Origin of the sequence: Phytoactinopolyspora mesophila (assembly GCF_010122465.1) — a bacterium.
Classification (GTDB): domain Bacteria; phylum Actinomycetota; class Actinomycetes; order Jiangellales; family Jiangellaceae; genus Phytoactinopolyspora; species Phytoactinopolyspora mesophila.
On record NZ_WLZY01000006.1, the window covers coordinates 402866 to 423314 of the forward strand.

Sequence of the window (20449 nt, forward strand, 5' to 3'; positions counted from 1 at the left end):
CGAAGTACGGCCTCCTGGCGGCGCCTGGGTGGGGCTGGCCCTACCTGCCGTAGGATCTAGATGCCAGGGACCGGGCTTCCCGGCTCTGTCAAAGGAGTCCAGCACTGCGATGCACCTGGGCGCTGAACACCAGGATCTCTTCTAGAGGAGCGCTAGCCGTATGCCCTCGATCAGCCGCGACGAGGTCGCGCATCTTGCGCGCCTGGCTCGCCTCGATCTTCAGCCCGACGAGCTCGATCACCTCGCCGGCCAGCTCGATCAGATCATCGGCGCGGTGGCGCAGGTGAACGAGGTCGCGGCCGACGACATCCCGCCCACCTCGCATGCGCTTCCGGTCACCAACGTGTTCCGCGCCGACGAGCCGCGGCCCAGTTTGACCGCTGAGCAGGCGCTGTCCGGCGCACCTGAAGCGGAGGACGGCCGGTTCCGGGTGCCCCAGATCTTGGGAGAAGAACAGTGACGGAGGACCTGACCAGGCGAACGGCTGCTCAGTTGGCCGACGCGGTTGCGACGGGTGAGGTCAGCGCGGTCGAGGTCACGCAGGCGCACCTCGACCGGATCGCCACGGTGGACGCGGTGGGAGACGGCCGGCCGGGTGTGCACGCGTTCTTGCATGTCGATGCCGAGGGCGCGCTGGCCGCGGCGGCGGATGTCGACTCGCGCCGAGCCGCCGGTGAGCAGCTGGGCCCGCTGGCCGGCGTGCCGCTGGCGCTGAAAGACGTCATCACTACCTCAGACATGCCGACCACCGCGGGCTCGCGCATTCTGGAAGGGTGGCGTCCACCGTACGACGCGACTATCACCCGCAAGATGCGTGCGGCCGGGCTCGTCATCCTGGGCAAGACCAACATGGACGAGTTCGCGATGGGATCCTCGACGGAGAACTCGGCGTTCGGGCCCACCCGCAACCCGTGGGATCTCAGCCGGATTCCGGGCGGCTCCGGCGGCGGATCATCGGCGGCGCTGGCGTCGTTCCAAGCCCCGCTCGCCATTGGCACCGACACCGGTGGTTCCATCCGGCAACCCGCGTCTGTCACCGGCACGGTCGGCGTGAAGCCCACCTACGGTGCCGTGAGCAGGTACGGGCTGATCGCCTGCGCTTCGAGTCTGGACCAGGCCGGTCCTTGTGCCCGGACGGTTCTCGATACCGCGTTGCTTCATGGCGTCATCGCCGGTCATGATCCGCTTGACTCGACGAGCATCGACCAGCCGGTACCCGATGTCGTCGCCGCGGCGCGGCGTGGTGCCGACGGCGACCTCTCCGGCCTGCGGGTCGGCGTCGTGCGTGAGCTGGGCGGCGAGGGCTACCAGCCCGGCGTCGAGGCCCGGTTCACCGAGGCTGTCGAACTGCTCGGCAAACTCGGAGCCGAGGTTGTCGAGGTCTCGTGCCCCAACTTCAAGTACGCGCTGCCGGCGTACTACCTGATCCTGCCGAGCGAAGTCTCGTCCAACCTGGCCAGGTTCGATGCCATGCGTTACGGGCTGCGCGAGGGGGACGACGGCATGCGCAGCGCCGAGGAGGTCATGAACCTGACCCGGGGGGCCGGGTTCGGTGCTGAGGCGAAGCGGCGGATCATGCTCGGCACATATGCGCTCTCATCAGGCTATTACGACGCCTACTATGGTCAGGCGCAGAAGGTGCGCACATTGATCGCACGCGACTTCGAGGCGGCATTCGGCCAGGTCGACGTGCTGGTCTCGCCGACGACGCCCACAACGGCGTTCCCGATCGGCGAGAAGGTGGACGACCCCCTGGCCATGTACAAGAACGACTTGTGCACCATCCCGAGCAACATGGCCGGCAACGCCTCGGCATCGTTCCCGTGCGGACTGGCCGAGGAAGACGGGTTGCCAGTCGGCTTGCACGTGATGGCGCCGGTGATGAGCGATGACCGCCTGTACCGAGTCGGGGCGGCCGTCGAGCAGGCGCTTGTCTCGCAGTGGGGTGGGTACTTGCTGGACAAGGCACCCGCCATGGGCGCGTCGTGAAGAACACAGCGGCTTGCCGAGTGTGCGCGTCGGCGTTCTCTCAGCAGGACGTAGGGTCGGGGCCGGGAAGAACACGCGGAGCGTACGTGAGGTGAAGCTGTTATGAACATCAAGCACATCATCAAACTCACCAGCCAGGCGCTGGCCGCCGGCGGTGCGGTCCGAGCGTTCACGAAGGCCCGGCGAGAAGGTGACACGCTGAAGATGGTGGACGCGGGCTTGGCCGCTGCGTCGGTTGCCGTCGCTATCGCGGTTGTCGTACGCGAGGTACGTCAAGGCGAGGACCACTCCCGCATCGTTGAACTCGAGGACGCCTCCTGATGCCTGCTGTGACCACCGCACTGCCGAGTTTCGAGGCGGCGATCGCTCGGTTCGACCCGGTCATGGGCATGGAAGTGCATGTCGAGCTGGGCACCGTCACCAAGATGTTCTGTGGCTGTTCCACCGAGTTCGGGGGTGCGCCGAACACTCAAGTGTGCCCTACCTGCCTCGGACTACCCGGATCGTTGCCGGTGGTTAACCGGACGGCGGTGGAGTCGGCCATCCGGATCGGGCTGGCCCTCAACTGCGAGATCGCCGAGGCCTGCCGGTTCGCCCGGAAGAACTACTTCTATCCGGACATGCCGAAGAACTTCCAGATCTCGCAATACGACGAGCCCATCGCGTTCAACGGCTGGACCGATGTCACCGTCGACACCGATGACGGCCCACAGACCTTCAGGATCGGCATCGAACGCGCGCACATGGAGGAAGACACCGGCAAGTCGCTGCATGTCGGTGGATCTACCGGCCGGATTCACGGTGCGAGCCATTCCATGCTGGACTACAACCGCGCCGGTATCCCCCTGATCGAGATCGTCACCAAGCCGATCGAGGTCGATCCTGGACTGGCGCCCGCGGTCGCCAAGGCGTACGTCACTGAGTTACGCGAACTCATTCGTGCGTTGGGTGTATCCGAGGCGCGTATGGAGCTCGGTCAGATGCGCTGCGATGCGAACGTGTCGTTGAAGCCGAAGGGGGCCAGCGCGTTCGGTACCCGCACCGAGACGAAGAACGTGAACTCGCTTCGGTCGGTCGAACGGGCTGTCACCTACGAGATCCGCCGCCAAGCGGCGGTGCTGGACGCCGGCACGGCCATCGTGCAGGAGACACGGCACTGGCACGAGGACACCGGCGAGACCACTGCCGGGCGGGTCAAGGAAGAAGCCGAAGACTACCGGTACTTCCCCGAGCCCGACCTGGTGCCGGTGGCACCGTCGCGAGAATGGGTCGATCAACTACGCCAGACACTTCCCGAGCCGCCCGCGGCCCGTCGGGCGCGGCTACAGGCCGAGTGGGGCTTCACTGACTTGGAGATGCGCGATGTTGTCAATGCCGGTGCCGTCGCTCTGGTCGAGGAGACGATAGCCGCCGGGTCCGACGCCGCGGGTGCCAAGAAATGGTGGCTGGGTGAGATCGCCCGGACTGCCAATGAGCGCGGCACCGGGCTGGACAACGCCGGCATCACGCCGGCTGCTGTGGCCAGGGTGCAAGCGTTGATCGGCGAAGGCACGCTGAACGACAAACTGGCCCGCCAGGTGGTGGAAGGTGTGCTCGCCGGTGAAGGCTCCCCGGACGAGGTCGTCGCTTCGCGCGGGCTGGCCCTCATGTCCGACGACGCCGCGCTCGGCGCTGCCGTCAACGATGCCATCGCCGCTATGCCGGATGTTGCCGACAAGATCCGCGGCGGCAACATGGGCGCGGTTGGTGCGTTGATCGGCGCGGTCATGAAGTCCACTGGAGGACAAGCCGACGCCAAGCGGGCGCGGGAGCTGATCATGGAGCGGCTCGGCGGCTGACACGCTGACCCAACTCATCTCTTCGGAGGCCGGTGCCCGTCGTCCTGCGGCGACAGTCGCCGGCCTCTCGTTTGCGCTCTGATGCCGGTCATGCCCGCGCGCACTCGCCCAGCCGCACCCGTTCCTAGCCGGTGCCAGAAGGGTGGTTGGGCGTGCTTTTTCGCTTCTGGTGCTCTATTCCCATTTAGGCAGGCATGAATTTAGGAGCCTGTATTCACTCGTAAAAGTTCTTATGTCCCGTTTATGTCTTGGCGCGTCGCGTGGAAATTAACTAACGAGAACGGGCAGTTTTTGACTCCCTTCACGCGTGAATGACAACTAGTGGAGATGTACTTGACAGTGCCGCATCGCTGCCCGACTCTTCTCTGTGGCGGCCGCACTGATGAAGCCGTCAAGTCTGAACTTCTCTAGAGGAGAAACGTGTGAACAGAGTCCTGCGTGGCCTCGCGGGCGGTGCGGCGGCGATCGCCGTCTCGCTGACCATGAGCGCCGCAGCAACAGCTATCAGCGCCGACGAGGCCGCTGAGCTCGTCGTGCCTACCACGACGGCACTAGATGATTCGGAATCTCACGTACTTCAAGACATCGAGCGGCTGGACGCTGCCGATGTCGCGGCTGGTCTGGGCCTTCTCGACGGACTGGACCTTCCGGACATCAATATCGGAAACGACCTCTGCCTGCTTCCGTGGTACTGGCCGGGTCCCTTCAACGTGCTGACCGAAGGCCAGACCGGACACTACGAGGCCTGTAACGGCACTGGAACCTCCAGTGGCGAGGGCATCAACATCCTGAACAACGCCTGTATCGCGCCATGGCTGTGGCAGGGTCCCGTCAACGGTGGAACCAGCGGCCAGGAGGCGTACTACGTTGTGTGCCACACCGACGTCGACTCGGCCGACGGCGGCATCAACATCCTGAACAACGCCTGTGTGCTGCCGTGGTTGTGGCAAGGCCCGATCAACGTCTTCACCGAGGGTCAGAATGCCCACTACGTGGCCTGCAACAGCGATGGCTCGGTCGTCGAGGTCGATGAAGACACGACGGCCGACGGCGAGATGTTGGAGGCCAAGGGCATCAACATCGGGAACAACCTGTGCGCCGCTCCTTGGTTGTGGCAGGGCCCGTTGAACCTGCTGACCAATGGCCAGGAGGCGTACTACGAGGCTTGCAACAACGACGGCACCCTGACAGCCCAAGGCGCGAACATCCTCAATGACGCCTGCGCGGCGCCGTGGTTGTGGCAGGGCCCGTTCAACGTGCTGACCGATGGGCAGCAGGCTTACTACGAGGCCTGCAATGGCACTGGAACATCCGGTAGCGGCGAGGGCATCAACATCCTGAACAACGCCTGCTTGCTGCCGTGGTTGTGGCAAGGCCCGGTCAACCTGCTGACCAGCGGTCAGGAGGCCTACTACTCTTCCTGCAACACAATGCAGGAAGAGGAGATCGACGTCGACGTGGATGCGGACGTGGATGCTGATGTTGACGCGGACGTGGATGCTGATGTTGATGCGGACGTTGATGCGGACGTTGATGCTGACGTGGATGCGGACGTGGATGCTGATGTTGACGCGGACGTTGATGCCGACGTTGATGCGGACGTGGATGCGGACGTTGATGCCGATGTTGATGCGGACGTTGATGCCGATGTGGATGCGGGCGTCGATGCGGACGTTGATGCGGACGTTGACGCGGGCGTCGATGCGGGCGTGGATGCTGATGTTGATGCGGACGTTGACGCGGACGCGGATGCGGGCGTGGATGCTAATGGCGACGAGCTGCCCGACACCGGTGCCGGCTCTGGCCAGCTGGTGATGCTGGCCGTGTTGCTGATGCTGGCTGGTGGCTTCGCGGCACTGGCCGTGAACCGCAAGGGTGCACTGCTGAAGAGCTGAGCTCCTGGCTGAACGACGCTGAGGTCCGCACCCGCCGTGGGTGCGGACCTCAGCTGTTTCGCGATGGGCTTCTGAGCACGCCGAGCGTCGAATGACATGCCGGGTCGCGCGACAGCCATGAACAGGGGATGCGCTCGGGCCACATCTCAGTGGTCATCATGCAACATGGGCATCCAGTGAGAAAGGTTCGCCCCCTGGGCCGATCCGGGAATACCAGATCTACAGCCCAGGGGGCGCTGCCGTGGAGAGTCAGTGTAATTCCTAACCTCCAAGCGTGAAGAATATCTTGGGGAGAATCTTGCACGCTTGTTGAAAGACTAACGAGCTTGGAATGGTTTGTCGACGACATTCGATGAACTTCACTGACGAGTCACTCTTTGTAAGAGTCGCAAGTGGGTGGATACATCGTAAATGTCAATATCTCGTCTACGTCTGCGTTCGTGGCTGCTGCCGACTGTGCACATTGCACGTCTCGGCGTCGGGACTGAGATCGGTGTCCATCGCGACGGGGCCGATTCGTCTGCTCGCGATCTCGGCACGCCGAGCCGGATAACGAATCGGCAACAGCGACTCAGGCGGATCTTGGGGTACTCGTATGGGTTTGCCGACCGATTCGTTCACATATGCCCACTACATCCATTCTGTGTTGTCCGAGTCCGTCCTAAATAGTGGCTATGTTCGAACTGGGTGTTGAGTGAGAAAAAAGAAATTTTCCCGGAATCTTTTTTGTCGATCTTCGGCATTCATAATGCCGACGGCCCCGCTGAACCGGTACCGTCTAGCCTCGGTGCTCGTTGGAGGATCATCTTGCTTGTCAATGATCTTGAGTCTACGAGTGATCATGTAAGTGAGTTACCAACAGTTCTCTTAGGGAGAAAAGGAATGACTGTAACGAATCCGCGGAGGAAGCGCGCGGCCAGGACATTCGTGTCCGTCGGCGTCGCGTCCGCATGCGCTGTTGGCGTGTCTTTGGTTCACGTCGCAGCCGCACCTCCTGACACCGAAGGGATGGGGAGCTTCAAAGCCGGTGCGGATGGCGGCTACCTGAACCTCGAGCTCAGCGCCGGAGGCGATCTCCCGGATCTTGGCGAGCTGCTGAGTGGCTCGGCCAAGATTGGGGCCGTACGTACGCAGGTGGACTCTGATGGCCTCGACCTTGGAGACGAGGTCTACAGCCACGCGTACGGCGCACTCGCGGAGATCGAGGGCTTGGGCGTTGGGCCGCTGGACATCTACGTGACCGAGCAGCAGGCGTTGCCTCAGATGGACGAGCCGGCGGAGAGCCCCGGTCTGGACGTTGATCTCGGTGGACTCGGCTCGGCGCGGGGTATCCATGGCCTCAGCAAGGCGAACTGGGACGATGAGTTCCTCGCTCCCGGTGTCGATGGAGAGCTCGCGTGGGTCGACGCTGTGGCCGGAGACCTTGAGCTCCTGGATCTGGGGGACATCTTGGGGGGAGGGATCCTGCCGATTCCGATTCCCGGTGACCTGCTGGACGGGAATCTGATCCAGGCCCAGGCTGCCCAGATGTACACCGAGGCGGGCACTGAGGTGAAGGAGGATGGCAGTCTGGCTGCCTACTCCGAGATCTCGGGTGAGTTCGCTGGCGTTGACCTTTTCGGTGGCGTCGACAACGGCGGTGTCTCGGTCGGCATCGTCCCGGGCAGCGGCGAGGACAACATCGCGAGGATGCGAGCCTACGCGAACGGTGAACCAGGCGGTGCGGCGATTGATGGCGGCGAGGTCGGCACCGAGCCGGAGTGGCCGCTGCTGGCACTGCTGGTTCCGTGTGACCTTGGTGTCCTCCCCGAGATTGGCGACGAGGGTCACTGCGGCATTGAGCTGGACGCCGGCATCTCGCAGACGATCAGCCTGCCGTCGGAGGACAACCCGGTTGTGGTTCTCACGGCTGCGTTCGCCGACATCATCGACCAGGAGGTCGCTGAGGACGGCACTTCGGCATGGTTCAGCTTCGGTGGCATTCTCCTGGACTTCACCGTCCAGATTCCGGGAACCTTCCCGCTGCCGGACACTGAACTGTTTAGCGGTCATGCCTCTTTCATGAGCTTCCCCGACGTCTACGCCGAGGTTCCGGAGGGTGGCATTTACCCGCCGGACGAGCAGGACGTCGATGCTGATGTTGACGCTGACGTGGATGCTGATGTTGATGCCGACGTGGACGCTGACGTGGATGCTGATGTTGATGCGGACGTGGATGCCGACGTGGATGCGGACGTTGATGCCGACGTGGATGCGGACGTGGACGCTGATGTTGATGCGGACGTGGATGCGGACGTTGACGCTGATGTTGATGCGGACGTGGATGCGGACGTTGACGCTGATGTTGATGCCGACGTGGACGCTGATGTCGATGCCGACGTTGACGCGGGCGTGGATGCTGATGTTGATGCGGACGTGGATGCCGACGTTGACGCGGATGCGGATGCGGATGCTGATGCTAATGGCGACGAGCTGCCCGACACCGGTGCCGGCTCTGGCCAGCTGGTGATGCTGGCCGTGCTGCTGATGCTGGCTGGTGGCTTCGCGGCACTGGCCGTGAACCGCAAGGGTGCACTGCTGAAGAGCTGAGCTCCTGGCTGAACGACGCTGAGGTCCGCACCCGCCGTGGGTGCGGACCTCAGCTGCTTTGTTCCGCGGGATACCCGGCAGAACGGGAATGGCGGCTGGCATCGCCGATCAACTGACGGCCGTGATCAGAAGGTGATCAGGACCCCGTAGGGTTGGCACGTTCTCGCACTTCCCGGCGGCTACATATGGTCGTGCGCCGCCGGGAGCCAACCCGCGCAATGAGGAGGTTCACCGTCGACATCTGGGCTTGGCTGTCGGATTACCGGCTGGACGAATCGCTCGCCTCGATGCCGGAGGAGCAGGTTCTGGCCGTCGCGGTGATCGCCATCGCGCTCGCCGTACACCGCGTCACCTGGAACGTCATCGGCTATCCGGTGACCATCGTGCACGAGATCGGGCACGCATTGGCCGCCGTCGTCGCTGGGTATCGCGTGCACGGCATCACCGTGAACGGCGACATGTCTGGCGCGACCAACTTCGCTGGCAAGGGGACGTTCCGTGTTCTGTGGGCCTTGTGGTGGGGGTACCCCGCGCCCGCGGTAGTTGGTGCGGGGCTGATGTGGGCGGTGTCGCAGGGGTGGGCGCGAGTCGCTCTGGCGGTGCTCGTCGTCGGGATGGCCTTGACATTTCTTTTCTCCCGGAGCTGGCACACCGTCGGCGTAGTGCTCGCCACCGGCATCGTGCTCGGCCTGGTGGCGTGGTTCGCGGATCCGTTGATTCAGAACGTCGTGGTTTTCGCCTTCGCCTGGCTGCTGATCGTCGGCGCGGTCCGCGCGTGGTGGGCGGTGACCCGCAGCCATCTCACCCGTCGCGGAATGTCGCGCTCGGACGCCTACATGATGGCCAGGCGAGTCCGCGGCCTTCCGGCAGCGTTCTGGCTCTTCACATTCGCCGTGGTGATTGCTGCGGCAGCGTGGTTCGGCGTCACGACAGTGTTGGATGTGCTCGACTGGCCAGCCTCATGACCGTTGATCGGCCGTTAGCCCTGCGTCTGCCCGTCTTGCCCGGCATACACGCCCCATGTGGACATCTCGCTGCGTAACTGGTCGAGGTCGCTGCTGAGCTGGCGGTAGCCGGCGTTCATTGGAAACGGTGTGGCGAGGCCCGCGCGCTTCGTACGGCGTTGCGGCGGACCAGTCGCTGCTCGCGGGCTGGTCCGCCGCGAAGGCTGATACCGGGTCTGGCCCCAGGCTAGGGCTGGTTCACCTCGACGGGGAACGAGAAGTTCCCGCTGACCACCTCGTCGACGACCTCGTGAACCGACTGCGTGACGGCGGTGCCGGGATTGTCGGCAGCCTCCTCGATCCGCAGGCTGGCTGCCACGGCATTGTTGGGCACGATGGTGCTCAGGCTGCGCAGGAGATCGTCGAAACTGGCGGCATCGTCCGACGAGCCGCCCGGTGCCTCCTCGTCCCAATCTTCCTGGCTGTGCCCTCCGGCGACGTCGACCCAACCGAAGGCGCCCGCGCTGTCCTCCGGGATATCCATGCTGAGTTCGATGGTGCGCGCTGTTCCGATGTTCTTGAACGGCGACAACTCGACACGCATCTCGAGTTCTGCGCCGGCGTCCACCTCGAAGGGCGTGTCAGACGATGGCGGCGCGAACGAACCGTCTGGCTGACGGACTTCGACCGATGACATCGTGTAGTGCGTGTACTCGCTGGAGAGTTCGCCGGTGAAATCCGCGCCCGTGATGGTCACATTCTCGAACTCGTTCTCCTGGATGGTCCATAGGTGCTCGAAGACGTCGTACGACGCTTCCTCAGCGATGTCGCCCTGGCTGGCGTACCGATTCTGTACATCGAGCGAGAACATCTCCCCGTCGGCTCTCGTGCCTTCGACGACCCAGCGCAGGTCTGCGGTGCCTGCCCCGATGCGGTCCAGGACGGTGTCGAAGCTGGCCCAGAGATGGAAGATCGCCATGTCCGGCAAGAAGCCAGGCATCGTGACATTGGTGGTACCGCTGCGGCTTGCGCCCTCGTCCGTCGTCACCGTTGCCGTGAGCGGAGTCGCCGACGGCGCCGGACCGATGTGGCCGAGAACGCCAGCCTGGCGATCCTGGGTGATAGTCCCGACGACGCCGTGTGGATTCGCCACTTTGAACGAACCGAATGTGTCATCTCGTTGCACGAACACCGCACTGGCTGGGTGCATGCCGAGCGACGACGCACCGGACCACAGGAAAGGATGGCCGAAGCCGAGCGCTTTGTCGTCGTCGCAGACCGAGGTGGCGGTACCGATCGCGGCCATCGTGACGTCGCCGTAGGAGACGGCCGCGGCGAGGTTGCCACCCGGGATGATGTCGGCGGGCGAGCCGGGCTCGTCTGAGCTGCCGGATCCGGCCGGGTAGGTGTGGACGTTCAGGGAGTGCTCGCCGAGACGTTCGGAGACGTCGTCCAGGCGGTGGCTGCTGATTCCAGAGGCCGCAAGCGGCAGCGTGAGCTGTCGCAGGCCGGCCGATGCTTGCGCCGGGGTCAGCCCGCCGGATGCGACCAAACGCTGCTGAAGCTCCGCGGGCACCTCGACGTGGGCCGGTTCAGCCTTGGGCAACGTCCCCTGCCTGCCCAGCAACCGTTCTAGATCGGTGGCTGGTGTGACCCCCGCGATGGGGGACGGAGCCGCGGAGAAGCCGTAGGCGATAGCGCCGATCAGGCGGCCGTCCGCGGCATAGACCGGGGAGCCGGACATTCCGGACCAGACACCACCGGCCCGTTCGATGGCGGGGGAGTCTGTCTCGACGATGATCATGTCAGCGTCCGGGCCAACACCGTTGTCGATGACACCGACGACGGTGGCCGTGAACTGCTCAGGCTCAGTGCCTCGTTCGACCGTGAGTCCGGTGGCCTCCATGCCTTCAGCCAGCTCCGCGACGGGGTAAGGGGCGGGGCAGGGGTCGAACGCCGCGGCCGGCTCCGGTCCGGCGGTCACCGGTGCGGTTCCCGCCGCGAGCAGTGTCATGATGGCGGTCACCCCGACGGCGGCTCCCGCGGTGGCGATCCGCCGCCGGGCATGAATTGGGCGGGTGGTGGTGCTCAATTGACGCTCCCTCATTTCAGGCGCCTGACCGCGCATGAACAGAGCGCATACCGAATAGTGAAATATCGGCTGAAGAGCGAACGGACAATGCAATTCGGGTCAGGCTGGCACGTCCCTTCGGACGCACTCACCGACATTCATACACGTTGTCAGTGGACTGAATCAGCGACTTTTCGAAGATCGTTCGATCCGCCGTGAGGGGCTCTGAGAGGGTTACGTCGATATGTCAGATGCGTCGCTTAGGGTACCCATTTTCCGAGGTCTGCTATTCAGAACGCGTCGGGATAGAGTCCTTCGGCGATCTGCTGGACGACGTTGACATTGCCGAGCGTGCCAGGGTAAGCGTCCGCACCGGAGATAGCGATCATTCGGCCTTCGGTCACCGCTGTCATGTCTGGAAAGGTCGACTCCAGGTAGTCGCGGGTCGATTGCTCGTGGCCGTCGTCGTTGACGGCGAAGACCAGCGCCTCGGGGTCGGCGTTGGCCAAGACCTCGGGGTTGATCTGTGCGGCGAAGAAGTCGGCGAACGCGTCGTCGTCGGGGCCGAAGACGTTGTCCCCGCCGGCCTTGCGAATGATGTCGTACTCGACTCCGGCGCCGATCGCGGTCAGTGTGTTGCCCTCGACGTAGACCTGGGCGACGCTCGGCCGTTCCAGCCCGTCGATGCGTGCGGCGACGTCGTCCAGGATTGCTTGAGCGTCCTCGATCATGCCTTGTGCGGCCTCCTCAACGCCGAAGATTGCCCCCATGTTCTCCAGGTCGGTGAAAAGATCTTCGACGACGGCTTCCATACGCCGGTCGAAGCAGCCACCTGTGGCGATGTAGGCGATCGTGTCAGCCTCTTCGAGTTGTTCGAGGCTGGCGAAGCCCTGCTCGGCCGTGAACTCGTAGCTGGTGGGGGCGTAGACGAAATCTGGCTCGGCGCCGAGCAGGATCTCGCGGGTCGGCGGTGCCTCATCACTGAGCACGGCAACGTCGGCTGCCTCGGCTTGGATGTCCTCGGGAAGGGGGGCGGTGCTGGTCTGAGCCTGACCGACGAGCCGGTCACCAAGGCCGAGACGGATCAACAGCTCGGTCTGCGATGGGCTGAGCCCGACGGCGGCGTTGGGGGCATCTTCGACCGTCAATTCACGTCCGCAGTTGGTGATGGTCATCGCAGTGCCGGTGGCATCCTCGTCGTCGTTGCCGTTTTCGACACTGTTCTCATCACCAGCGGTCGACGCGTCGTCGTTGCCGTCGCTCACACTTGAGCCACAACCGGCCGCGAGCAGCATGGCGGCGGCTACGGCGCCGCCGGCCAGGGCGGTTCGCCGGGTGGATCGTCGTCGGGTGGATCGGATCATGAGCTGAGGTTCCTCTCTGCTTGGGTACGTGGTGCATGGCCATTGGGCAACGCGTTGCCCGCGGGGGTGAAAGCGATCAGCAACCCGCCAGTGTCGGGATGGATCAACCGGCGTGAGCGGACCTTGAACACATCGCCGATGAGTTCGGTTGTCAGCACGTCCGCCGGGGCGCCGCTGGCGACGAGGCGTCCGTGGTCCATGACGGCGATGATGTCGCAATGCGCCACCGCCAGATTGAGATCGTGCAGGGCGGCGACGGTGGTCAGGCCGAGGCCACCGACCAGGCGCATCAGCTCCAGCTGAAACGAGATATCCAGGTGGTTGGTCGGTTCGTCGAGAACGAGCACCGGACTTGCCTGCACCATGGCCCGCGCCAGCAACACGCGCTGCTTCTCGCCGCCGGAGAGCGCGGCGAACGCCCGCTCGGTCAGGTGTGCGGCGCCGACGTCTCGCAGTGCCCGCTCGGCGAGGTCGAGGTCGTACGCGCTGTCGGCGCCGAAGCCGCGCTGATGTGGAATCCGGCCGAGCAGTACGACGTCGAGGACGTCCAGATCGAAGTCGGCGTTGGACTCCTGTGTCATGACGGCGATGTGCTGGGCAACCGTACGCAGGGGAGTGCGCCAGACATCGAGATCGCCGACGTGGACGGTGCCGCGTTCTGGCCGGACTACCCGGTAGAGGCTGCGCAGCAACGTGGATTTTCCGCTGCCGTTGGGGCCGACGAGCCCGGCGAACTGACCAGGTTCGACGGCGAAGGTGGCGTCGCGCACGATCTCGGTGCCGTCCAGGATGATCCCGACGTGGTCGAACCGGACCTTCATCGTTGCATCCCGGCCCGTGCCGCCCGGCCGCGCCGCATCAGCCAGAGGAAGAACGGTGCCCCGACCACCGCGGTGATGATGCCGATGGGAATCTCTGTCGGTTGCGCCACCGTGCGGGCGAGCAGATCGGCCAGCATGAGGAACAGTGCGCCGCCGAGGACCGTGACCGGGAGCATGCGGCGGTGGTCGGTGCCGACGATGATGCGCGCGATATGCGGAATCACCAGCCCCACGAAGCCGATGCCACCGCTGACCGCGACGACGGAGCCGGTCAGCAGCGCGGCTGCGATCATCAAGTAGGTACGAAGCCGGTTGACGTCGACGCCGAGCGCCGTGGCGGACTCGTCGCCGACGAGCAATGCGTTGAGGGCGCGTGGCCGGGTGAAGACGTAGAGGCTGACGATCGTCAGCGCGACGGCTGGGACGATCAGCTGGTGAAAGGTCGCTGCGGAGACCGACCCGAGCAGGAAGAAGAGCACACTGAACACGTTCTGCGCCTCGGTAGTCAGTGTGAGGTAGCTGGTGACAGCGCTGAGCAGTGATCCGAGGGCGACACCGGTGAGGATCATCCTGGTGGGCGCGAGCACGCCGTGTTGCCGGGCGAGGAGGTAAACGGCGATGGTGGTCACCAGCGCGCCGATGAACGCCGCGGTGCTGAGTGTCACCCCGGCGAGCGACGCCGAGCCGAGGGTGATGACCAGGACGGCGCCAACACCTGCGCCGGAGGAGACTCCGAGGATATAGGGCTCGGCGAGCGGGTTGCGGACGATGGCCTGCATGAGCGCGCCGGCCAGCGCGAGCCCGGCGCCGGTCAGCCCGGCTAGCAGCGTCCGAGGTAGGCGGAAGTCCCAGACCGCCTGGTCCTGCAGCCGGGTGAGGGAGCCGTCGCTCATCCAGCTCATGTCCGGGAGCAGGTGTCCGAGGACGACCTTGAAAGACTCGACGAAGGTGACATCCGTAGGCCCCGTGGCGCCCGAGAGGATGACGGTGGCGACGATGGCGACGATCAATACGGCGTTGATACCGGCCAGCGCAGTGGAGGAACGGCGGCGAAGAGCGGGTCGAGCCTGCTTGCGCTCGGGCTTGGCGGCATTCGGTGGGCTGACCGGCAAGGATGTGTCTCTCTGCGGGGGCTGACGGTGGGCGGGGCAGGCATGCTCACATGGTCATGCGACCACGATAATGACAACGGTTGTCGTTACGTTAGGCGAAAGGCGCGCATCGGTCAAAACCGTGATTGGTGCGTACGGTGTCTGTCATGTGGCCGGATGCCGCGTTCCTGCTGGTGGTGGTGCTCGCATGTGATCGACGTCGCGTCCTGCGCTGGGAAGAGTCGCTCTACTGGTGCGGTTGACGTGGACATGAAGGATTCGAACCGCAGCCGCGAGGTGGACGTCGTCGTCATCGGCGCCGGGCAAGCCGGCCTGTCGGCCGCCTACCACCTTCGCCGCCTCGGCTTCGAGCCCTACCACGGCTTCGTCGTCCTGGACTCCGGGGCCGGACCAGGTGGGGCGTGGCGGGAGCGCGCACGCAGCCTCACCATGCGGAAGGTGCACGGCATCTTCGACCTGCCGGGTGCGCGTCGTGAGGCCCGGCCCGCGGACGCGGTCCGCCCCGCGGCCGACGTCGTCGCCGAGTACTACGCGGATTATGAGCACCGTTTCGAGCTGCCGGTGCGCCGTCCGGTTGATGTGCGTGCGGTTCGATACAGCGAGGACTCCCGGCTGGTGGTGGAAACCGACGACGGCGCCTGGGCGTCCCGGGCCGTCGTGAACGCGACCGGCACGTGGACGCATCCGTACTGGCCGTACTACCCGGGCGTCGCGGAGTTCGGTGGACGGCAGCTGCACTCCGCGGACTATCGCGGCCCCGCCGAGTTCTCTGGGCAGCGCGTCGTTGTCGTGGGCGGTGGTCATTCGGCGACCCACATCCTGTCCGAGGTGGCCGACGTCGCCGCGTCGACCACCTGGCTGACCCGTCGCCCGCCCGTGTTCGAGGGCGTCGAGTTCACCGAGGACTTCGGCCGGCAGGTGATCGCCGCCGTGGATGCGCGGGTGCGTGCGGGCCTTCCTCCCCAGAGTGTGGTCAGCGTGACCGGTCTCGGCCACACGCCAGTGGTGCAGGAAGCCTTGGCCAAAGGAGTTCTGAACCGGTTGCCGATCTTCGACCGGATCGAGGCAGGTGGTGTCCGATGGAACGACGGCACCTTCGTCGCTGCCGACGTGATCATCTGGGCTACTGGATTCCGGGCAGCACTGGCGCACCTGGCACCGCTGGGACTGCGTGAGCCCGGGGGCGGGATCCGGATGGACGGGACCAGGGTGGCGTCCGAGCCTCGGCTGCACCTGGTCGGTTACGGCCCGTCCGCCAGCACGGTCGGCGCCAACCGTGCCGGCCGGGCCGCGGCGCTGGAGATCAGGGACTTGCTGAGTGTGGACGCCTCGCCCGCCGCGACTTCGATACCGTCAAGTTGGATTCGCGAGCGGGTGGGGCCTCTTCGGCGACATGGCGGTATTGAAGTCGGCCAGATCCCATTGGAGACGAGCTCGGGCCGGGATCGTCCCACTCCCGACGCTAATCGTGTACATCCTGTTGGATCGAGGGTCCCTCGGGGTTAGGTGACCCGATCACCGGGAGACCGCGCGCTGGGCCAGTGCGAGCCCGCCGAGGATACCGGCTTGGTCCCCCAGGCCCGGCGGCACGATGTAGCTGTCGATGTCCGTGGTCGCCGCCGGCGCATCTATATAGCCGTTGACGATGCTCACGGCGTCCTTGCGTAACGCCGGTAGGAGACCTGGCAGTTTGGTGACGCCGCCGCCGAAGACGATCCGTTCGGGGGAGAGCAGATACATGAGCATCGTGGCTAGTTGCGCGAGATACCACGACTCCATGGCCACGGCCTGGTCGCGGAGCGGGCCGAGGTCGGCCGGGCGGCGCTGCCATCGTGCTTGGAGTGCTGGCCCGGCGGCGAGCCCTTCCAGGCAGTCGCCGTGATACGGGCAGACTCCTTCGAACGTGTCCTCCGGGTGTCGGCGCACCAGCACATGGCCCACTTCCGGATGCAGCAGGCCGTGCAAGAGCTGGCGGTTCACCAGCGCGCCGGCGCCGATCCCGGTGCCCACAGTGACATAGACGACCGGATCAAGGCCTTGGCCAGCTCCCCATCGGCTCTCCGCCAGAGCGGCGCCGTTGACGTCCGTGTCGAAGCCCACGGGCACGCCGAGGGCCTGGCGGAACGTACCGACGACGTCGGTACCGCCCCAGCCGGGCTTCGGAGTTGAGGTGATGTGTCCGAAAGTGGGGGAGTCGGTGCGCAGGTCGACGGGGCCGAAACAGGCGACCCCAAGAGCGGACACGGATTGCCCGGCCAGTTCTTCTTGCTCTCGTACGAACGCGATGGCTTGCGCCAGCGTCTCATCCGGCGTCGTAGTGGGGAAGGACGTGACGGCACGGAGGTCGTGCGGGCCGGTGCCCACCGCACATACGAACTTCGTGCCACCGGCCTCGATGCTGGCCATCAGGGGGGTCATGGGGTTACCTCGCCGGATCCTCGGGGAATGAGTTGGGTGCTGAGTTCAATGGTGCGGGCCGGGCCGTCGTCGCCGGAGATCCGCCGGAAGAGGAGGTCGGCCGCGGTGCGACCGATGGCGGCGGCGTCCTGCTTGACCACGGTGATAGCGGGGTGCAGGAGATCGGCGAGCTCGAAATCGTCGAACCCGACCAAGGCCGGTCGTTCGGTACGAGTGGCAAGCTCCCGCAGGGCAGCGACGGTGGCACGGTTGTTTCCGGTGAACAGCGCGGAGACCGGCTCCGGTCCGGCGAAGAAACGGTCGAACGACATCCGGACGAAGCCCTGCTCCGGGCGGCCCATGGCCACGAGTGACTCGTCGAACGGGAGACCGGCCGCGGCCAGCGCCTCTTGGTAGCCCCGCAACCGCTGGGCGGCGGTGAAGATCTCTGGAGTGTCCCCGAGGAAGCCGATACGGCGATGGCCTTGGCTGAGCAGGTGTGCGATTCCGGCTCGCACGCCTCCAGCATTGTCAGCGAGTACCGCGTCGGCGTCGATGTTCTGGGCAGGCCGGTCGACGAACACGACGACGACGCCGGCCTGGAGCTCCGGCTCGAGATATCGGTGGTCCTGGCTGGCCGGGGCTATCACGAGCCCATCCACACGGCGGGCGCAGAATGCCTGCGCCAGCTCCCGCTCTTGTGCTGGGTCTGCCTCCGAGGAGCCGGTGAACACGAGAAAGCCCTTGGCGCGGGCAACCTGCTCTACCGCCCGGGTCAGCATGGAGTAGAAGGGGTCGGCCATATCTTCCAGCACCATGCCGATGCAGGCCGTGCTGCCCTGGCGCAGCCACCTGGCGCCCTCGTGCCGCCGGAAACCGAGCTTGGTGATCGCGGCGTGGACCTTTCTCGCCGTTTCCGGCCTGACCCGGGGTTCGCCGTTGACGACACGAGACACGGTTTTCAGGCCGACACCGGCCGTCCGCGCGACGTCGTTCATGGTGGGCCGGTTGCCGGATCGCCTGCCGGCTCGGATCTGCTCGGGCACCCAGGCCACCCCCATGGCTCGCTCGATGGTCATATTCCGCCCGACTGGCGGGTGGCCCCTCGGGCCGGAGCGTTGGGTCGCCGGTGACCGCGGGGACAACGTTATCATCGTCCTACGCCGCAACAGCATCGATCTTCGGGCGACTCGAAACGGCGGGGTGTCGGCTCAGGGCTCAGCATCAGTGCGCGGCGCCGGATCGAGGCAGGGCGCCGCGCGGCAGGTTCTCGGAATGGCCGGCTCAGGCCTGTGTTCGGGTTGCCTCGTAGCACGTGACGCACAGGACTTCGTCCTCGCCGTAGCGGGTGACCCGGCCTGTGACGTAACCGACCTGTCGCCGGGCACTCTCGGCGTCATGGTACGAGCTGTACTGATGGTCTGTGAGTCGGCGTTGGCATTCGTTGCAGTGGATCACTAACACAGCGCCTCCTGCTGGTCCGTAGCCGGACGGGTCTAGTTATTTTCTGTGACCGGCGCACCGGTTCCAAGACGTGGGACTCATATCGTCACCTACTTGTGTTTCTCGACGCGCTCGATGGGCTCGGGATAAGCCCGATGTGGCTGGTTGCGAAGCCGCCCCCAACCCTCGTGGCGAGGGTGGGGGCGGGCCTCCTGGCGGCGTTGGTGGGAATGGGCTCCGCCGCCTGGCATCGCGAGCTCAAATGGAACGAGCGCTTTGAATAGTTTGCCCAATATGAAACAGACATGTCAATGGCTGCAACGCGTCGGTCACTGAATGAGTAGAAGGCTGGTTGGTAGCTGATGAGGAGCGGCGGCCTTGCGGGATCACGATTGAGCCGCCGCTCGCGACAATGCACTACGCGCGCATCTTGCGCGCCGCAGACATCATGGCCATCGAGCAGAGCACAATAATCGCGCCTGCGATCACATTGCTCACGATGGCCGCGTTCTCAGGCGTGCCGCCGTCGACCACCCACGGTGAGACGATGACCCAAACGCCGATGAGTGGTGCGACCCAGGCGATGCCGTGTGTGTGGCCGTAGACCGCAGCGAATCCGATACCGAGGACCGCGACCGCTAGACCTGCGAACAGGTTGCTCGCGGTCATACTGGCGTGATCGGTGAAGCCGATCACCCAAGCTGACATCGCCACGTACAAACCGGACAGGAACACGAGACCGTCTGCCGACTGTGCCATTCGCGTGTCAGCAATTTGGTCGTACCTGCGCCGCATCGTCGCGACGTCTGGATGTTGATCGATGTTGGGAGTCGGCGCGCTCATGACCCCCACCTCCTTAGAGGACACGAGTCGATCCCGCATCTCAATAATGCGCCTGAGCACCGCTTTTTGGAAGGAACCGCAACGAACATGTAGTGATTCGGATCGCAGCGGCGGTGGTGTCTGCGGGGTATGGTCGACCGGCTATTCCGTGGTGACTGTGACGTCTCCGCTGTTGGAGAAGGCGCGCACTTTGTGTATCGATGTGTGGCTGACGTCCGCATTGACGCTGACTTCTCCAGTCCGGCTGCTTGCCTCGACGTCGTAGCGCTGGTCGGCGGGCAGTGTGACGGTCACCTGGGCGGCGCTGGACTCCGCGTCCAGCGACCGCGGGGCCGTGATGGCGTGGACATCGACTGCTCCCGCCTTGGATGAGACGCGCGCGTCGTGAGCCCCTAGTCGCGTGACCCGGATATTCCCCGCGGTGGTGTGTGCGCGCAGCGGGCCGATCTGGTCGATGACGTCGATCTCGCCGGCGTTGACCTCGAGGTTTGTATCGCCGGTCAGGTTGGCGGCGTCGATCGATCCAGCGTCGCTCTGGACGCGGACGGCGACGCCGTCGGGCACCCTGACCGTCATGTTGGTGCGGCAACCGAACGCGGGGACGAAGCTGTTGCCGCGGCAGTCACCCTCGATCCGCAACGTCTCGCCACTGACTGCATGTTCGATCCGGGCCGCTCGGATCCAGCCGTCTTCGGTGCGGCTCTCGAACCACACATGAGAGTCGTCACCACGGATGATCTCCACGTCGCCAGCGGCGACGTTCACCTCGACGACGGTGACAGCGTCCTCGACCGTGACCGCAGTCGTGTCGGCAGAGCGGGTGAACCACGAAAACACACCCACCGCCGTGACCACCACGACAAACAGCGCGACCATGCGCCACCGGCGCCGGGTGCCGCCCACTCCAGCCTGGTGGCGATCGCCGCCACCCGGTCGGTGCTGGACACTCAGGTCCGGATGGAGGGTGCGGTCAGTTGTCATACCGACGACAGTAGCCGCGTTGCCGGCCGCACAGGTCCACCTGAATGAGGATCGATCCCCGAGGTTGTCGACAGGGAGATCCCTCACACGAGGTGTGGTGTCGTTCATGGTGTCCCTGAGGTTCGCGGGTCCGGTCACGTCCTGAGCGGCCGTGCGAGTCAG

Annotated in this window: 16 protein-coding genes; 8 read left to right on the top strand and 8 right to left on the bottom strand. The window is 65.1% G+C overall.

Translation table 11 applies throughout. The features are described from left to right. The first annotated feature begins 160 nt into the window (after positions 1-160). The 7 genes from gatC (at position 161) to F7O44_RS18990 (ending at position 9276) form a co-directional block, all read left to right on the top strand. Positions 161-460, top strand: a complete 300-nt coding sequence (gene gatC, locus F7O44_RS18960; RefSeq protein WP_162451821.1) for an Asp-tRNA(Asn)/Glu-tRNA(Gln) amidotransferase subunit GatC — start codon at positions 161-163, stop codon at positions 458-460. Next, positions 457-1989, top strand: coding sequence for an Asp-tRNA(Asn)/Glu-tRNA(Gln) amidotransferase subunit GatA (gene gatA, locus F7O44_RS18965; RefSeq protein WP_162451822.1), 1533 nt, complete (start codon positions 457-459; stop codon positions 1987-1989). The genes gatC and gatA overlap by 4 nt, the downstream gene beginning before the upstream one ends. A gap of 102 nt (positions 1990-2091) precedes the next feature. Continuing rightward, on the top strand, positions 2092-2310 hold the full coding sequence (locus tag F7O44_RS18970; RefSeq protein ID WP_162451823.1) for a hypothetical protein: 219 nt from the start codon (positions 2092-2094) through the stop codon (positions 2308-2310). Continuing rightward, positions 2310-3827, top strand: coding sequence for an Asp-tRNA(Asn)/Glu-tRNA(Gln) amidotransferase subunit GatB (gene gatB, locus F7O44_RS18975; protein WP_162451824.1), 1518 nt, complete (start codon positions 2310-2312; stop codon positions 3825-3827). The genes F7O44_RS18970 and gatB overlap by 1 nt, the downstream gene beginning before the upstream one ends. Before the next feature lie 422 nt (positions 3828-4249). After that, the gene (locus tag F7O44_RS29445; RefSeq protein ID WP_187361435.1) at positions 4250-5722 is read left to right on the top strand and encodes a hypothetical protein; all 1473 of its coding nucleotides are present in this window, start codon (positions 4250-4252) and stop codon (positions 5720-5722) included. An 882-nt stretch (positions 5723-6604) separates the two neighbouring features. Further along, on the top strand, positions 6605-8311 hold the full coding sequence (locus F7O44_RS29450; protein WP_187361436.1) for a hypothetical protein: 1707 nt from the start codon (positions 6605-6607) through the stop codon (positions 8309-8311). 218 nt (positions 8312-8529) lie between these two features. Further along, the gene (locus F7O44_RS18990; RefSeq protein ID WP_162451825.1) at positions 8530-9276 is read left to right on the top strand and encodes a M50 family metallopeptidase; all 747 of its coding nucleotides are present in this window, start codon (positions 8530-8532) and stop codon (positions 9274-9276) included. A gap of 226 nt (positions 9277-9502) precedes the next feature. Here the strand turns inward: F7O44_RS18990 and F7O44_RS18995 are convergent, their stop codons facing one another. The 4 genes from F7O44_RS18995 to F7O44_RS19010 form a co-directional block, all read right to left on the bottom strand. Next, positions 9503-11347, bottom strand: coding sequence for a SpoIVB peptidase S55 domain-containing protein (locus F7O44_RS18995; RefSeq protein ID WP_162451826.1), 1845 nt, complete (start codon positions 11345-11347; stop codon positions 9503-9505). Between the two features lie 269 nt (positions 11348-11616). Beyond that, entirely contained in the window at positions 11617-12690 is a 1074-nt protein-coding gene (locus F7O44_RS19000) for an ABC transporter substrate-binding protein (RefSeq protein ID WP_222851497.1), read from the bottom strand. Further along, positions 12687-13511, bottom strand: coding sequence for an ABC transporter ATP-binding protein (locus tag F7O44_RS19005; RefSeq protein ID WP_162451827.1), 825 nt, complete (start codon positions 13509-13511; stop codon positions 12687-12689). Before F7O44_RS19005 ends, F7O44_RS19000 begins: the two co-directional genes overlap by 4 nt. Then, positions 13508-14623 carry a FecCD family ABC transporter permease gene (locus tag F7O44_RS19010; RefSeq protein ID WP_222851498.1) on the bottom strand — a complete coding sequence of 372 codons (1116 nt, stop codon included), beginning with the start codon at positions 14621-14623 and terminating at the stop codon, positions 13508-13510. Before F7O44_RS19010 ends, F7O44_RS19005 begins: the two co-directional genes overlap by 4 nt. Before the next feature lie 249 nt (positions 14624-14872). On the opposite strand from F7O44_RS19010, the gene F7O44_RS19015 reads away from it, so the two are divergent. Continuing rightward, positions 14873-16129 (top strand): NAD(P)-binding domain-containing protein, encoded by a 1257-nt coding sequence (locus F7O44_RS19015; RefSeq protein ID WP_162451828.1) that lies wholly within the window; start codon positions 14873-14875, stop codon positions 16127-16129. A gap of 9 nt (positions 16130-16138) precedes the next feature. Here F7O44_RS19015 and F7O44_RS19020 read toward each other — a convergent pair whose 3' ends face one another. The 4 genes from F7O44_RS19020 to F7O44_RS19035 form a co-directional block, all read right to left on the bottom strand. Beyond that, on the bottom strand, positions 16139-17041 hold the full coding sequence (locus F7O44_RS19020; RefSeq protein ID WP_174255958.1) for an ROK family protein: 903 nt from the start codon (positions 17039-17041) through the stop codon (positions 16139-16141). After that, positions 17038-18099 (bottom strand): LacI family DNA-binding transcriptional regulator, encoded by a 1062-nt coding sequence (locus F7O44_RS19025; RefSeq protein ID WP_222851499.1) that lies wholly within the window; start codon positions 18097-18099, stop codon positions 17038-17040. The genes F7O44_RS19020 and F7O44_RS19025 overlap by 4 nt, the downstream gene beginning before the upstream one ends. 781 nt (positions 18100-18880) lie before the next feature. Then, positions 18881-19306: an SPW repeat protein gene (locus F7O44_RS19030; protein WP_162451829.1), complete on the bottom strand. Its 426-nt coding sequence runs from the start codon at positions 19304-19306 to the stop codon at positions 18881-18883. Between the two features lie 141 nt (positions 19307-19447). Beyond that, positions 19448-20287 carry a DUF4097 family beta strand repeat-containing protein gene (locus F7O44_RS19035; RefSeq protein ID WP_162451830.1) on the bottom strand — a complete coding sequence of 280 codons (840 nt, stop codon included), beginning with the start codon at positions 20285-20287 and terminating at the stop codon, positions 19448-19450. Positions 20288-20449 lie beyond the last annotated feature (162 nt).